The sequence below is a fragment of the Paracoccus sp. 22332 genome, assembly GCF_052045125.1.
Lineage (GTDB): Bacteria > Pseudomonadota > Alphaproteobacteria > Rhodobacterales > Rhodobacteraceae > Paracoccus > Paracoccus haematequi_A.
The window spans coordinates 15,096-28,567 of sequence record NZ_JBQEOI010000002.1; the positions used below are offsets into that span (position 1 = coordinate 15,096).

The window sequence follows — 13,472 nt, forward strand, 5'->3', positions numbered from 1 at the left end:
GCGTGCCTTGGCGGTTCGCGATTGCGCCGATTCTACTGTCGATCATCGCCGCCGCGCATCCGGGGATCGCGCAGGACTCCGGCCATGTTGAGCGCGCGCCCGAGACGCGGATCGCGCTTTTGATCGGCAACGAATCTTATCCAGGCGACTACGAACTTTCGACCCCCTTCGCCGATGTCACCAAGCTGGCCGAAAGGCTCGATGCCCTCGGCTTTGAAACCAAGGTGCTGAAGGATGCCAGCTTCGCCGAGATGCTGGTCGAAGTCGACCGTTACCGCCGCGCCCTCAAGGGCGCGGAAGGACGGCCAATCGGCTTTTTCTACTTCGCCGGTCACGGCTTCATGGACCAACGCCTCGAAGAGAACTTCGTCGTGCCAGTGTCAAACGAGAGCGACCTGTCGCGGATGATGGAAGAGAGCCTGTCGATTAAGCTCATACTTACAATGCTCGCGCAGGACAACGGTAATGCAGCGCAGATCGTGATGTTCGACGCATGCCGCAATGCGTTCGGCGGGTCCCTGGAAAGCCGTGATTTCCTTCCAGTCGGAGGTTTCGTCGAGGTCACCCCAGCGCCTGGAATGCTTCTGATGTTCTCGACCCAGCCGCGCCAGATCGCCTATGACCGCATTGCTTCGATCACGGATCACAGCCCCTTCGCGAAAGCGTTGCTGGAGAAGATCGAGACGAGAGGAAAGCAGGTCGCCTATCTCATGATCGATGTAATGCAGCGCACGTCCGAGCTGACCGCTGGTGAACTGCGACCGCAGCTTCCCTATTTTGTGGCAAGCTCAGCGGCACCGATATGGCTCAACGGCGAGCCGCGAGAGATCGCCGCCCTTACCGATCTGCCCGAGGACGTTGTGGTGCTAGCCGAGACGCCGCGTGAGCAGATGACGATCGCCGCGCTTAGAGAGCGGAGCGTCGCACTGCCACGGGGCGAGCTGCTCGAGATGCTGCAGGTGCCCGAGCAGATCGCGCGCCTCGAAGCAGCTATCGGCGCGCCAGAGGGTGCCAGCGAGCTTCCCCGCCTGATTCGCGAATATGCCTCGCGCCAACCGCCGTCGGTCACCGAGGATCCGCCATTCTTCTACTATCCATCGGGCGAGCTGTTGCCCGGTACCGGCCAAGGACAACCCGATGCAAAAAACTATGCCGAGGACATCGTCTTTCCTGTCGATCACGACCGTGTTGCGGTGACGACGCAGCTCTATGGCCCTGCCGGCTACTTCGGTCGTTCTCCGAGCAGCCTTGACGCAGCCGACTTCCGAGGCCCAATTCCGATCTGGCGCGACAATTATTGCGAGGCGCGGCCGCAGCCGAACGCCGCCTGCCCGGCCGGCCGCGGCCATAGTGGCATAGACCTCGTCCTATGGTCTGACAGGGGCGTGGTCTTCAACGCGGTGCAAGACGCGCCCCGCATCTTGGCGATCGAGGCGGGCCGGATCAACCGAATGTCGGACTTCAGCCTGCTGGTCCTCGAGACCGAGGGCGGCCGCCGGTGGCGCTACATGCATCTAGAGCTTGATCCGAGCTTGCGAGTTGGCCAACTCGTTACCGCCGGCCAACCGCTCGGCCGGATGTCGAATATCATGAATGGCCTGCCCAATACTACGGTCCACCTGCACCTCGAATTGTGGGCTGATGGAGCCTTCCGGAACCCTTACACAACGCTGCGAGAAGCCTATGAACGGCGAGTTGGGACGGGCGAGCCGATCCACGACGGCGATAAGCTTCTGTCGGTGACGCTCGACCGTTAGGCGATATGAAGCGACGGCGTCGCCTTCTTAACGTAGGCGGGCCAGCCGCTCCAGGACCTCCGAGGGTGGTGCAACAAGCTCGGGCCCGCCGACGGTCCGTCCGGCGACGCCGTCCGCAGGCTTCAGCGTAACGATGTGAAACCGCGGAATTGCGGCCGTATCCTCGACCCGGAACCCGCCGCTCTGATCGACATTGACGCGCAGCCCCGGCCCCGTGGCACTCGTTGCCGCGCCGGCGTTGAAGCCCGATGTGCTGGTAAAGGTCTCCTTGGCATGGACAATGCCGCGGACGAAGAGGATGTCGTGCCCAGCTGTCTGTTCGAGACACGTGCCGGTCGAGATTTCCTCCTGGAAGACAGCCTGCGGCGATAGCCGCTGAGCTACGTCCTCCATGCGCCACGACACCGAGGATTGCGCGCCGAGATCGACGCCGAGATCGCTCAGATAGGAAGCCGCCCGCCCAAGAAGGCCGGGCAGAGAGGCGTCCAGCGCAACGTTGCGCGACGAAGTGATCGCCGGGAACGCTACCCAGGAGACGAGGGGCGGTTCGGGCAGTAGGCAGGCATCGGTGACCACGTCGGCAGGATTTGCCGGATCGAGCGCGCTGCCGATCGGGTATTGCGGCCCCAAGATCGCCACCAGTCGATAGACTTGTCCCTGCTCCTCGGCAACGGCACCGCCCAAGGCGCTTGCGAAATCCTTCCTCGCCTCGATATAGGAGATCGCCACATCCGTCGCGCCGACCCCGGTGTCGGGGAAGGACTTACATCCCATCAGAAGAAGCGTCAGAATGAACGTCAGGCCGGCGCTGCGATCCATCGAACTTGTCTCTTCCCTAGCTCGAATAGTTTCCAGTCTCGGCTGTCTACCCGCATGATGTCAACGTCGCGGCAAGTGCGCTTCCAGCGCTCTACAATGCGTGCCTGGCAGAACGGCAGGGCATGGTGTCCCGGTCCCTAGCGGGGCAGACCAAAGCTCTCAAGGCCGCTCGCCATTTCAGATACTTTCTCTCCAAATCGGCCTAATATTATTATGGGAAGATCACGCCCACCTTTTCTGAATATGCCCTCGGATTGTCAGTGAAAGCTCGCCGTTCTTCCAGGGATTTAATTATTTTGCATTCCAATTCAATTAGGCGACGGGCAATAATATCATATTTTTTGATGCATGAGAACAGGAAAGTTGAAGCAAGGGTGCATCCATCTACTGGAGCTCCTCGAACCAGACGGTTGCAGACTGAGTTCAAGCAACGACTTAACAGGCCGCTGAATTAGTCGCCGAACTGGGAAGGTTTCCCGATCTTGGGGCGTCGGCGTGGCCTTGGCCTGCGGTCCGGGCCGCGGGCGTGATGATTCCGCTTCCCGCTTTCGGTCATGCCCCTAGCAATCGGGGCAGCCGGGCGAGGTTGCTGGCGGTCATCGTCAGGATGAAGTGGGCCCCGACCCGTTCGACGCCGCGGTAGACGGTCTGGGCGAGGCCGCCGACGGTCTTGCCCCAGCCAAAGGACTCCTCGATCCGTTTGCGATGCTTCTGGGACAGGGCATAGCCCGCGTGTCGGGTCGTGCGGCCGTCGGTCGATCGCCGAGTGCCGAGATTTTCGCGCGACATGGGGCGTAACGCAGGCCTGGCGCAGGTCGCGAACGAAGGCGGCCACGTCGTAGCCCCGGTCCGCGCCGAGCGTCAGTTGACGGGTGGAGCCCGGAGAATGGGCGTGGATCAGCGACAGCGCCGCCCGGCGTTCTGCATGGCCGTCGGCCCGAGTGAGATCGGCCTGCACGATCAGGCCGCTCCGGTTCTCCATCAGGGCATGGCCGATGAAGCACAGCATCGCGCCGGTGCCGGGCGACTTCTTGTAAAGCCGCGCGTCGGGATCGGTGGTCGAGACATGCGTCGCATTCGACCGCTTCTCACCCCGGAAGTCGACCTCGGCATTGCGGGACTGGCGGTCGGGGCGGGGCATCGGTGCGGTTTCGGAAGGGGGCTGTCCGGGGTGGTCTTTGGCGGCACTGTCGAGTCCCGGCAGGCCGCCCGGATCGTCGTCGGGCGGCGTGTCGGCGGCCTTGGGCTGGAAGCTCTTCATCGAAGCCCAGGCCTTGACCAGCGTGCCGTCAACCGAGAAGTGCTCGTCCGACAAAAGCGGCGCGACATCGCGATGAGCCAAGATCGCCGCCATCACCTTGCGCGACATCTCGGTCGTCAACAGGCGGTCCCGATTCTTGGTGAAGACCGTGGGACCCACGCGGGGTCATCGATCCCAAGGCCGACAAACCACCTGAACAGCAGGTTGTAGTGCATCTGTTCCATCAGCTGCCGCTCCGACCGGACCGAAAACAGGATCTGGATCAGGCTCGCCCGGATCAGCCGTTCCGGCGGGATCGAGGGGCGACCGAAGTCGGTGTAAACAGCCTCGAACTCCGCGTCGAGGCTCGCGAGCGCGTCGTTGACCACCTGCCGGATCTTCCGCAGCGGATGCCGCGCCGGAATACGCGCCTCCAGATCGACATAGCTGAACAGCGATCCGCTCGTCTCGTCCGCTCCGCGCATTACCGCCCCCCGCTAAAGCCTGCGAGGGCTGAATCATGTTCTTCACATGGGGCCAAGGCCCGACTTCTTCAGCACCCTGCTAAATCGGAAACTGATCGAAGCCGAAGCGTTTATTGCCGAGAACGCCGATTACGTTGCCCCCGGCTGGCAGGTGTACGCCGTCGCTCCGCATATTGTGGAGTTCTCGCAAGGAGCAAGCGACCACAACCACAAGCGACTTCGATTCACTGCTTCAGTTGATAGCAGAAGCTGGACGAAAGAACGCCTCTGGCCCTAGCACCATTTTGCCAGAACTCTTATTCGGGCCACTTGGAACGTGATATGCCGATATGCACATCGCTGTGGTGGCATTCTCACTCTTTACGGAGCACTGGCGTCCCAAGGTGATCGCCAGCCTCAACGGGCAGGAAGTCAAGCTCGTCAAGATCCGCGACGCCGACAGTCGGATGGTCACAAACAAGGCCGTTTACATCGCCTTGGGCGTCACCCGGGATGGCGAACGCGAGGTTCTGGGCCTCTGGATCGCCGACAACGAAGGCGCCAAGTTCTGGCTGTCGGTGATGAACGAGCTGCGCAACAGGGGAGTCCAGGACATCCTGATCGCCGTCGTGGACGGGCTGAAGGGCTTCCCCGAGGCGATCACCGCGGCCTTCCCCGAGACCATGGTCCAGACCTGCATCGTTCACCTGATCCGGCATTCCATGAACTTCTGCAGCTGGAAGGACCGCAAGGCGGTGGCCGCCGATCTGCGCCCGATCTACGAAGCCCCGACCACCGAGGAGGCTGCCCGCCAGTTGGAGGCATTCGAAGAAAAATGGGCCGGGGAATACCCCTCCATCGCCCCGGCCTGGCGTCGGGCCTGGGCCGAGGTCACTCCGTTCTACGCCTTCAGCGCCGCGATCCGGAAGATCATCTACACCACGAATGCCGTGGAATCGCTGAACCGGCTGCTACGGAAAACACTGAAAACCAAGGGCTCCTTCCCGACCGAGAAGGCCGCCACGAAGCTGATCTTCCTGGCCATCCGCAACTTCGAAAAGGGCGGCCGCGCAGTCCGGGAATGGGTTGCGGCTCGCAATCAGCTGGCCATAATGTTCGCTGGGCGTTTCGGCGCCTGACCGTATCTGAAAACCGCATGGCCCCGATCAGATACACAGAGTTTCAGACACTCCCCCTCGAAATTCTCGGCGAAGACACGTTTAATCTCTGGCTTGAGCTCCAGGTCCCGCTTCGCCCGCGCCGACAGCTTCTCAGGATCGGCGCGCTTGGCGACATGATCGTGGTAGGTTGACGGGGCGATCGGCAGCACCCTGCAGATCGGCTCGACCCCATGCCCCTCGCGGTGATCGTCAATGAACACGATCATCGTTTGAATGGGCGGTCGAGCTCAGCCTGAGCAAAATAAGCGCTCGCCTTGCGCAGAATCTCGTTGGCCTGTCGAAGCTCACGGTTCTCCCGCTCCAGAGCCTTCATCTTCTCGGCCGTGTCCGTCGGCAAACCGGCCCTCTTGCCGGCATCGACCTCGGCCTTCTTCACCCAATCCAACAGCGTGTGCGCCGAGCAGCCGATCTTCGACGCTATCGACTGGCAGGCCGTCCAGCGGGAGGAATGGTCAGCCTCATGATCCAACACCAACCGCGCCGCGCGCTCGCGCACCTCAGGGGAAAACTTGTTCGTCGTTTTGCTCGTCATGGCTCCATCCTATTTGGAAGTTGGAGCCTCAGGCAAACCCGGGGCGGTTCAGTCCATTCTTGCGGCACCTCGAAAAGAGCGTTCAATTCCGCTCCTTCCAGCCGCACCATCTTCACCGCCAGAAACCACTTCAGCCGCACCCGGCGATTGCGCATTCCCGCGCCGCAGGCTACAGCCCGCGCCATGACAAACCGCCCCGACCTGCCGCCTGAAATCGCCCGCCGCCGGACCTTTGCGATCATCTCGCATCCCGATGCGGGCAAGACCACGCTGACCGAAAAATTCCTGCTGTATGGCGGCGCCATCCAGATGGCAGGGCAGGTGCGCGCCAAGGGCGAGGCGCGGCGGACGCGCTCCGACTTCATGAAGATGGAGCAGGAACGGGGGATCTCGGTCAGCGCCTCGGCGATGTCGTTTGATTTCGACGGCCACCGCTTCAATCTGGTCGACACGCCGGGCCACAGCGACTTTTCGGAAGACACCTATCGCACGCTGACCGCCGTGGACGCCGCGATCATGGTGATCGACGGCGCGAAGGGGGTGGAATCCCAGACTCGCAAGCTGTTCGAGGTCTGCCGGTTGCGCGACCTGCCGATCCTGACCTTCTGCAACAAGATGGACCGCGAATCCCGCGATACCTTCGAGATCATCGACGAGATCCAGGAAAACCTGGCCATCGACGTGGCCCCGGCAAGCTGGCCCATCGGCGTCGGGCGCGAGTTCATCGGCTGCTACGACATGCTGCACGACCGGCTGGAGCTGATGGACCGCGCCGACCGCAACAAGGTGGCGGAGTCGGTCAAGATGGACGGGCTGGACGATCCCAAACTGGCCGATCACATCCCCGCCGACCTGCTGGGGAAGCTGCGCGAAGAAGTCGAAATGGCGCGCGAACTGCTGCCTGCCTTCGACCGACAGTCGTTCCTGGAAGGGCACATGACGCCGATCTGGTTCGGCAGCGCCATCAACAGCTTCGGCGTGCAGGAACTGATGAAGGGGATCAGCGAATACGGTCCCGCGCCGCAGCCGCAGAACACCGCCGAACGCGAGATCGCGCCCGAGGAGAAGGCCGTGACCGGCTTCGTCTTCAAGGTGCAGGCCAACATGGATCCCAAGCACCGGGACCGGGTGGCCTTCGTGCGGCTGGCCTCGGGCCATTTCGAACGCGGCATGAAGCTGACCCATGTGCGGACGAAAAAGCCCATGGCGGTGACGAATCCGGTGCTGTTCCTGGCCGCCGACCGCGAACTGGCGGACGAGGCCTGGGCGGGCGACATCATCGGCATCCCGAACCATGGGCAATTGCGCATCGGCGACGCCCTGACCGAGGGCGAGGCGCTGCGTTTTACCGGCATCCCGTCCTTCGCCCCGGAACTGCTGCAATCGGTGCGGGCGACCGATCCCATGAAGGCCAAGCACCTGGAAAAGGCGCTGATGCAATTCGCCGAGGAAGGCGCGGCCAAGGTCTTCAAGCCGATGATCGGGTCGGGCTTCATCGTCGGCGTCGTCGGCGCCCTGCAATTCGAAGTCCTGGCCAGCCGGATCGAGATCGAATACGGCATCCCGGTCCGCTTTGAGGGATCGCAGTTCACCTCGGCCCGCTGGGTCGCCGGGCCGAAGGACAAGGTCGAGGCCTTCGTGAACGCCAACAAGGGCCACATCGCCCAGGATCACGACGGCGACATGGTCTATCTGACCCGGCTGCAATGGGACATCGACCGCGTGGCCCGCGACCATCCCGAATTGCGGCTGACGGCGACCAAGGAAATGATGGTCTGACGCCTTGACCTGGAGCGCGCTCCAACCCCTAGATCAAGGGGCGTTCCTTGGGGAAAGCCACGAATCGGCCGGGTGGGCGCCATGCAGATTTCCGATTTCGCGCGGCAGACGGGCCTGAGCGCCGATACGCTGCGCTATTATGAACGGATCGGGCTGATGCAGCCGCCGCTGCGCGATGCGGGCGGGCGGCGGGTCTATCAGGCGCGCGACCTGGATTGGGCGCGCTTCCTGATCCGGCTGCGCCAGACCGGGATGCCGATCGCAGAGATGCAGCGCTATGCCCGGTTGCGGGCGCAGGGCGACGCCACGGCCGCGGCCCGGCGCGACCTGCTGGTGGATCACCGCGACGGGCTGCGGCGCAGGCTGGCTGACCTGGCCGAGTGTCTTTCCCTCATGGATCAGAAGATCGCCACCTATCAGGCGATGATTTCCGGCGGAAAGGACGCAGCCGATGACACAGGACAATCATGAAACCCGAAACGAACGCGGCCGCCGCCTGCTGGCCCAAATCGACGGAGAGGCGGGCCAGGCGGTCATCGACAGCCTGGCCGACATCGCGCCGGATTTCGCCGACCTGCTGTTCGAGTTTCCCTTTGGCGACATCTATGCCCGTCCGGGCCTGTCCCTGCGCGACCGGGAAATCGCCACCATCGCGGCGCTGACCGCCATGGGCAATGCCTGCCCGCAGCTAAAGATGCATCTTCGCGCCGGGCTGAATGTCGGGCTGACATGGCAGGAGATCGTCGAGGTGCTGATGCAGATGGCCGTCTATGCCGGGTTCCCGGCCGCGTTGAATGGCATCGCGGCAGCGCGCGCCGTCTTTCGCGACGGCTGAACCTTACTTCCGCCAGCGGTCCAGCTGCACGACCTCGCCGCCGCCGGGGGCGGGGCTGTCGGGATTGTCGTCGCCGCCCTCATCGTCTTCGTCGTCCTCATCATCGTCGTCGTCCTCGGCCTCTTGGGTCTCGAACCGCAGGCCGAATTCGACCGAGGGGTCGACGAAGGTGCGCAGCGCGTCGAAGGGGATTCGCAACGGCTCGGGCGAGTTGCCGAAGTTCAGCGTGACGGTGAAGCCCAGGTCGTCCACGGTCAGGTTGTCGAACCAATGCTGGATGACAATGGTCATTTCCTCGGGGTAACGCTCGCGCAGCCAGTCGGCCATTTCCACGCCGTCTTCGCGGGTGTCGAAGGTGATGAAGAAGTGATGGTCGCCCGGAAGGCCATGCTGCGACACGCGTTCCAGCACGTCGGCAATCATGCCTTGCAGCGCGCGATGCATCATTCCGCCATAGTCGATTCCCGATCGCGCCATGCCCGTCCCCTTATTTCGGGCCAGCATAGGCATATGACCGACGATGAAAAGGGGGGCGACCGGGGGTTTGGGCAAGAAACCGGACGCGGTTCCGCAGGAAGTTTCCCCTGCGTCAGCGAACATATCCCGCAAATGGCTGAAAGTGCAGGATTCTGTTGCCAGGCTCCTGCGGGCCCCGCCTTACGCTGCTAGGCGGAAGGGCTTAGGTTTCGATCTTGCGGACTGCTTACGCAGCCAGCGCGACCGGAGCACGGTTGTCGTTGGCAACTGTACATTTTGCACCGATGACGGTGGTAGCTCACCGAGACAAAGCAAACATCTTTAGACGTTCGTCGATCCTGTTTCGACCCCATTGTCCCCCAACGAGGGTGATCTGGTGGAGTCGCCGGGTACCGCCCCCGGGTCCGATCCGCTTATTCCATGCGCGTTTATGTCCATAGTCCGGGTTACCCCGGACAGCGTGAATATAGGCGCGGTCCATCCGCCTCGCAAGGGTTCGTTGGGGGGAACCCGCAGGGGATCAGCCGGTTGACTGCGGCAACCCGTGAAAGGAGCTTTCAGATGAAGTCCATCGTCCCCGCATTCGCCCTGGCATCGCTGATCGCCGCGCCATCGGTCGTGATGGCCCAGCAGACCCCGCCCGCCGGATCTCTGCCGCTGTCGGAGGTGGTGACCAAGCTGGAAACCGATCTGGGCGGCGATCTGTCCTTCATCTCGGACGTGTCCTGGGACGACGACGGCTATTGGGAGGTCGAATACCACACCGCCGACAATCGCGAGGTCGATATCCGCGTCGATCCGGCCTCGGGCGAGATTCGCCAGCGGTAAGGACGAAGGGCGGGCGGTTCCGTCGCCTGCCCCTGTCGATTAGGCGGATTGGCCCCAAGGCCCGTGCGGGTCGTCCAGCCCGTCGATCCGCTGGAAGCCGTGCGCGCCGAAAAAGTCGCGCTGCGCCTGGATCAGGTTCGCCGTTCCGCGCTCTGTCCGCATCAGGTCGAACCACATCAGCCCCGACGCCAGGGCGGGCAGCGCATGCCCCTGCGCGGCGCCCTCGGCCACGACCTGCCGCAGGCCGGGCAGGGCGCTTTCGATCAGGCTGGCGAAGAACGGCGCCAGGACCAGGTTGCGGGCCGGATCCTCGGCCAAGGCAGCGGCCATGTCGTTCAGCATCGCCGACCGGATGATGCAGCCCGCCCGCCAGACCCGCGCGATGCCGGGCAGGTCCAGCGTCCAGCCGAACCGCTGCGACGCGGCCGAGATCATCGCGAAGCCTTGCGCATAGCACAGGATCTTGCCCGCGATCAGCGCCTGTTCCAAGGTCTGCGGCGCGATCCGGATCGGCTGCGGGGCGGGACCGAATCGCGCCTCGCCCGCCAGCCGCTCGTCCAGCCGAGCCGACACGTTGCGCGCCATCACGGCGGCCTCGATCACCGGGATGGGGGCCGACAGGTGCTGCGCCTCGATGGCGGTCCAGCGGCCGGTGCCCTTCTGACCCGCGCGGTCCAGGATCACGTCCACCATCGGACGGCCGGTATGGGGATCGGCGGCGGCGGTGACGCTGGCCGAAATCTCGATCAGATAGGATTGCAGCGCGCCTTCGTTCCATCCGACAAAGGCGCTGCTGATCGCGGCCGCGTCCATGCCCATGCCGTCGCGCATCAGGCCATAGACCTCGGCGATCATCTGCATGTCAGCATATTCGATGCCGTTGTGGACCATCTTCACGAAATGCCCCGCGCCCGCATCGCCCATCCGGGCGGCGCAGGGGGTGCCGTCCTCGGCCCGCGCGGCGATGGCGGTCATCACATCGGCCACGCGGTCCCAGTCGGCCGCAGCGCCGCCGCCCATGATGGCGGGACCGTGCCGCGCGCCCTCTTCTCCGCCCGACACGCCCATGCCCAGGAAGCGGAAGGGCAGCCCAGAGGCATCGCGGCGGTTGGTGTCGTGGAAATCGGCGTTGCCCGCGTCGATCACCAGATCATCGGTATCCAGCAGCGGGGCCAGGGCGGCAAGCTGGTCGTCGACCGCCTGGCCCGCGGGAACCATCAGGATGATGGCGCGGGGCGGGGCGATGGCAGCAACCAGATCGGCCAGCGTCTCGGTCGCGATCACATGGGCGGCCAGGGGACCGGCCGCCGCCGCGAAGCCGCGCGTCACGGCGGTGGTGCGGTTCCAGACCGCGATCGGAAAGCCCTTTTCCGCGATGTTCAGCGCCAATGCCGCGCCCATCGTCCCCAAGCCGATCAGCCCGATCCGAGCCTGTGCCATGATGCGATCCCTTCCGCTGATGTCTGTCAGGCGGCTGATTACGCTAACATCATTAGGTTGTCACGAGGGCGATCAGGCGGGTCTGCCCTGCACGCAGATCAGGGTCTGAAGCCCGGTCGCGACATGGATACGGCGGTCAGGGGTGACGCCCCAGACATCCAACTGGCAGATGGTCAGGGTCCGGCCCGGCTTGATGACGCGGCCCACTGCCTCCAGGTGATCGCCCTGCGCGGGGTTCATCAGGTTCAGCTTGAATTCGACGGTCAGGACCGAACTGTCGTCGGGAAACAGCGTGAACCCGGCATAGCCGCCCGCCGAATCCGCGACCGAGGCCGTGCCGCCCGCGTGGAAATAGCCGTGCTGCTGCGTCAGTTCGGGTCGGAAGGGCAGGCGGATCGTCACCAGCCCGGCCTTCACCTGGGCAAGTTCGGCGCCCAGCAGGCCCATCAGACCCTGGCGGGCAAAGCTGTCGCGGATCCGGGCCACGGTCGCGTCGGGCAGGGTGCTGCCGATGTCCATCATCTCCTCCGGTTACAGGGTCAGCAGGGCGGCGCGGAAGCCGGGATCGGACAGCACGACCTCGGTCGCGCCAATGCGGTCGGCATGGGCCAGGGCGGCGGATGTCAGATCCTGCGCGGTCTCGACCGCTTGCGGCAGGCTGCGGCCCCGCCCCAGGCCCGCGACGATCAGGCCGGCGAACAGGTCGCCCGTTCCCGGCAGGGCCACCGGCAGGCGCGGGGTCGGATGCCGGGTCGCGCCGCCGGGGGCGAGGATCACGCTTTCCAGATGATCCGCAGGGCTGTCGTCCAGGACGCAGCCGGTGGCGATCAGCGCGGCGTCCGGCGCAAGCGACAGATCGGCGGCCGCGGCGTGCAGATCGGCCATGCTGGCGATGGAACGGCCGGTCAGGTGCCCAAGCTCGAACGAATTCGGCGTCGCCAGATCGGCCAGCGGCAACAGGCGGTCGCGCATGATCCGGGCCAGTTCGGCGGGCACGTAAAGCCCCGGCCCGTGATCGCCCATCACCGGGTCGCACAGATATCGCAGCGTCGGGTTGGCGGCCTTGGCGCGGGCCACGAAATCCGCGACAAGCTGCCCGACCTGGACCGAGCCGATATAGCCCGTCACCAGCCACACGGCGCGCTGCGGCAGGCCGCGTTCCTCGGCCCCCAGCAGCAGGTCGGCGAACAGCGCGGGCGGCAGCGGCGCGCCGCGCAGGGTGGGATAGGCGGGCTGGTTGGAAAACAGCACGGTGGGAATGGCCGCGACCTCCAGCCCCGCCGCCTGCATTGGAAACACCGCGGCGGAATTGCCGACATGGCCGAAGACCACCTGGCTTTGGATCGAGATCACCAGCGGCGGCTTCATGCCTTGCCCTCCAGCCGAGGGCGCCAGTCCTCGACCCGGCCGCTGTCCAGGCGGCGCTGCGCGTGACGCCGCCAGCCGTCCGCCAGGACATCAAGCGCGGCGATCCCCTCGAGTTCGGCGCGGTTCAGGCGGTCCACATACATTGCCCGCCACAGCCGCCGCAGCGTCCAGCCGGGCGCCAGCCGGTCCACCGGGACCAGATCGTCGCCGGGCGCGACCTCGCCCGTTTGCAGGACGCGGTAATACCAGCCGGTGCGGCCGGTGTCCTGGACCCGCCGCGCCATGTCCGGGACGCCGAAGCGGTGGTTCAGCTTCCAGCAGGGCTGGCGGCCCTGGGACACCTGGATCAGCGCCCCGCCCAGCCGGAAGATGTCGCCCACCGCCACCGTGTCCTCGGTCATGCCCTGGGTCGAGACGTTTTCGCCGAAGGCCCCCGGCGCATCCAGCACCGGCAACGCGCCCAGATCGGCGCGCCAGGCGGCGTAATGATCCAGCGGATAATGATGCACCGCCTTCTCGGGGCCGCCATGGACACGCCTGTCGGCCTGGGCGTCGCCCGCGAATCCCTCGGCGCCCAGCATAAGCGAACCGTGGACCGGAACCTTGGCGATGCCGCTGGTCGCGGATGTTCCCGGCAGGGGGGCGATGGGTCCGGTCAGGAAGGTGGTGGACATGATGTTCCCTGCGCAAACTTGTGCCCTTTATCAACCGATTGGCATCCCTTGGGCAATCACCGTTTCGCCGCCCCTTGA

At 64.7% G+C, this 13,472-nt stretch carries 12 protein-coding genes, 1 other RNA gene, 3 pseudogenes and 1 other annotated feature; of the genes and pseudogenes, 7 read left to right on the forward strand and 9 right to left on the reverse strand.

Annotation, left to right across the window (positions count from 1 at the left end; all coding sequences use genetic code 11):
* Nucleotides 1-2 precede the first annotated feature (2 nt).
* Nucleotides 3-1,757 carry a caspase family protein gene (locus ACTJI6_RS01945; RefSeq protein ID WP_440797366.1) on the forward strand — a complete coding sequence of 585 codons (1,755 nt, stop codon included), beginning with the start codon at nucleotides 3-5 and terminating at the stop codon, nucleotides 1,755-1,757.
* A 27-nt stretch (nucleotides 1,758-1,784) separates the two neighbouring features.
* Here the strand turns inward: ACTJI6_RS01945 and ACTJI6_RS01950 are convergent, their stop codons facing one another.
* Both ACTJI6_RS01950 and ACTJI6_RS01955 read right to left on the reverse strand, forming a co-directional pair.
* Entirely contained in the window at nucleotides 1,785-2,576 is a 792-nt protein-coding gene (locus tag ACTJI6_RS01950) for a hypothetical protein (protein ID WP_440797368.1), read from the reverse strand.
* A gap of 552 nt (nucleotides 2,577-3,128) precedes the next feature.
* Nucleotides 3,129-4,301, reverse strand: a pseudogene (locus tag ACTJI6_RS01955) (IS5 family transposase).
* A 46-nt stretch (nucleotides 4,302-4,347) separates the two neighbouring features.
* Here ACTJI6_RS01955 and ACTJI6_RS01960 point away from each other — a divergent pair.
* The gene (locus tag ACTJI6_RS01960) at nucleotides 4,348-4,578 is read left to right on the forward strand and encodes a pyridoxine 5'-phosphate oxidase C-terminal domain-containing protein (RefSeq protein ID WP_440797370.1); all 231 of its coding nucleotides are present in this window, start codon (nucleotides 4,348-4,350) and stop codon (nucleotides 4,576-4,578) included.
* A 142-nt stretch (nucleotides 4,579-4,720) separates the two neighbouring features.
* Nucleotides 4,721-5,419: pseudogene (locus ACTJI6_RS01965) on the forward strand (IS256 family transposase); the annotation flags it as partial.
* A 56-nt stretch (nucleotides 5,420-5,475) separates the two neighbouring features.
* Here the strand turns inward: ACTJI6_RS01965 and ACTJI6_RS01970 are convergent.
* Nucleotides 5,476-5,993: pseudogene (locus tag ACTJI6_RS01970) on the reverse strand (transposase); the annotation flags it as partial.
* Nucleotides 5,593-5,709 (reverse strand) — a sequence feature (AL1L pseudoknot). Its footprint overlaps the pseudogene before it by 117 nt.
* 183 nt (nucleotides 5,994-6,176) lie before the next feature.
* Here ACTJI6_RS01970 and ACTJI6_RS01975 point away from each other — a divergent pair.
* From ACTJI6_RS01975 to ACTJI6_RS01985, 3 genes are all read left to right on the forward strand, one after another.
* On the forward strand, nucleotides 6,177-7,772 hold the full coding sequence (locus tag ACTJI6_RS01975; RefSeq protein ID WP_440797372.1) for a peptide chain release factor 3: 1,596 nt from the start codon (nucleotides 6,177-6,179) through the stop codon (nucleotides 7,770-7,772).
* Nucleotides 7,773-7,853: 81 nt separating this feature from the next.
* Complete coding sequence (locus ACTJI6_RS01980) at nucleotides 7,854-8,243, forward strand: MerR family transcriptional regulator (RefSeq protein WP_440797374.1); 390 nt, start codon at nucleotides 7,854-7,856, stop codon at nucleotides 8,241-8,243.
* Entirely contained in the window at nucleotides 8,224-8,607 is a 384-nt protein-coding gene (locus ACTJI6_RS01985) for a carboxymuconolactone decarboxylase family protein (protein ID WP_440797376.1), read from the forward strand. The genes ACTJI6_RS01980 and ACTJI6_RS01985 overlap by 20 nt, the downstream gene beginning before the upstream one ends.
* Nucleotides 8,608-8,610: 3 nt before the next feature.
* Here ACTJI6_RS01985 and ACTJI6_RS01990 read toward each other — a convergent pair whose 3' ends face one another.
* Complete coding sequence (locus ACTJI6_RS01990) at nucleotides 8,611-9,084, reverse strand: SspB family protein (protein ID WP_126155712.1); 474 nt, start codon at nucleotides 9,082-9,084, stop codon at nucleotides 8,611-8,613.
* Between the two features lie 141 nt (nucleotides 9,085-9,225).
* Nucleotides 9,226-9,580, reverse strand: a transfer-messenger RNA (tmRNA) gene (gene ssrA / locus ACTJI6_RS01995).
* A 65-nt stretch (nucleotides 9,581-9,645) separates the two neighbouring features.
* On the opposite strand from ssrA, the gene ACTJI6_RS02000 reads away from it, so the two are divergent.
* Complete coding sequence (locus tag ACTJI6_RS02000; protein WP_440797379.1) at nucleotides 9,646-9,912, forward strand: PepSY domain-containing protein; 267 nt, start codon at nucleotides 9,646-9,648, stop codon at nucleotides 9,910-9,912.
* A gap of 39 nt (nucleotides 9,913-9,951) precedes the next feature.
* Here the strand turns inward: ACTJI6_RS02000 and gndA are convergent, their stop codons facing one another.
* The 4 genes from gndA to ACTJI6_RS02020 form a co-directional block, all read right to left on the reverse strand.
* Nucleotides 9,952-11,352, reverse strand: a complete 1,401-nt coding sequence (gene gndA / locus ACTJI6_RS02005; RefSeq protein WP_440797381.1) for an NADP-dependent phosphogluconate dehydrogenase — start codon at nucleotides 11,350-11,352, stop codon at nucleotides 9,952-9,954.
* A 72-nt stretch (nucleotides 11,353-11,424) separates the two neighbouring features.
* Nucleotides 11,425-11,871: a PaaI family thioesterase gene (locus ACTJI6_RS02010; RefSeq protein WP_440797383.1), complete on the reverse strand. Its 447-nt coding sequence runs from the start codon at nucleotides 11,869-11,871 to the stop codon at nucleotides 11,425-11,427.
* A gap of 12 nt (nucleotides 11,872-11,883) precedes the next feature.
* Nucleotides 11,884-12,720 (reverse strand): pyridoxal kinase, encoded by an 837-nt coding sequence (pdxY, locus tag ACTJI6_RS02015; protein WP_440797385.1) that lies wholly within the window; start codon nucleotides 12,718-12,720, stop codon nucleotides 11,884-11,886.
* A complete protein-coding gene (locus ACTJI6_RS02020; protein ID WP_440797387.1) occupies nucleotides 12,717-13,394 on the reverse strand; it encodes an MOSC domain-containing protein in 678 nt (225 codons plus the stop codon). The genes pdxY and ACTJI6_RS02020 overlap by 4 nt, the downstream gene beginning before the upstream one ends.
* Nucleotides 13,395-13,472 lie beyond the last annotated feature (78 nt).

What these genes read in the sequence shown, in the direction of transcription:
- ACTJI6_RS02000 (WP_440797379.1), top strand. Translation starts at nt 9,646, where the DNA reads ATGAAGTCCATCGTCCCCGCATTCGCCCTGGCATCGCTGATCGCCGCG.
- gndA (WP_440797381.1), bottom strand. Translation starts at nt 11,352, where the DNA reads ATGGCACAGGCTCGGATCGGGCTGATCGGCTTGGGGACGATGGGCGCG.
- ACTJI6_RS02010 (WP_440797383.1), bottom strand. Translation starts at nt 11,871, where the DNA reads ATGGACATCGGCAGCACCCTGCCCGACGCGACCGTGGCCCGGATCCGC.
- pdxY (WP_440797385.1), bottom strand. Translation starts at nt 12,720, where the DNA reads ATGAAGCCGCCGCTGGTGATCTCGATCCAAAGCCAGGTGGTCTTCGGC.
- ACTJI6_RS01985 (WP_440797376.1), top strand. Translation starts at nt 8,224, where the DNA reads ATGACACAGGACAATCATGAAACCCGAAACGAACGCGGCCGCCGCCTG.
- ACTJI6_RS01975 (WP_440797372.1), top strand. Translation starts at nt 6,177, where the DNA reads ATGACAAACCGCCCCGACCTGCCGCCTGAAATCGCCCGCCGCCGGACC.
- ACTJI6_RS01950 (WP_440797368.1), bottom strand. Translation starts at nt 2,576, where the DNA reads ATGGATCGCAGCGCCGGCCTGACGTTCATTCTGACGCTTCTTCTGATG.
- ACTJI6_RS01990 (WP_126155712.1), bottom strand. Translation starts at nt 9,084, where the DNA reads ATGGCGCGATCGGGAATCGACTATGGCGGAATGATGCATCGCGCGCTG.
- ACTJI6_RS01960 (WP_440797370.1), top strand. Translation starts at nt 4,348, where the DNA reads ATGGGGCCAAGGCCCGACTTCTTCAGCACCCTGCTAAATCGGAAACTG.
- ACTJI6_RS01980 (WP_440797374.1), top strand. Translation starts at nt 7,854, where the DNA reads ATGCAGATTTCCGATTTCGCGCGGCAGACGGGCCTGAGCGCCGATACG.
- ACTJI6_RS02020 (WP_440797387.1), bottom strand. Translation starts at nt 13,394, where the DNA reads ATGTCCACCACCTTCCTGACCGGACCCATCGCCCCCCTGCCGGGAACA.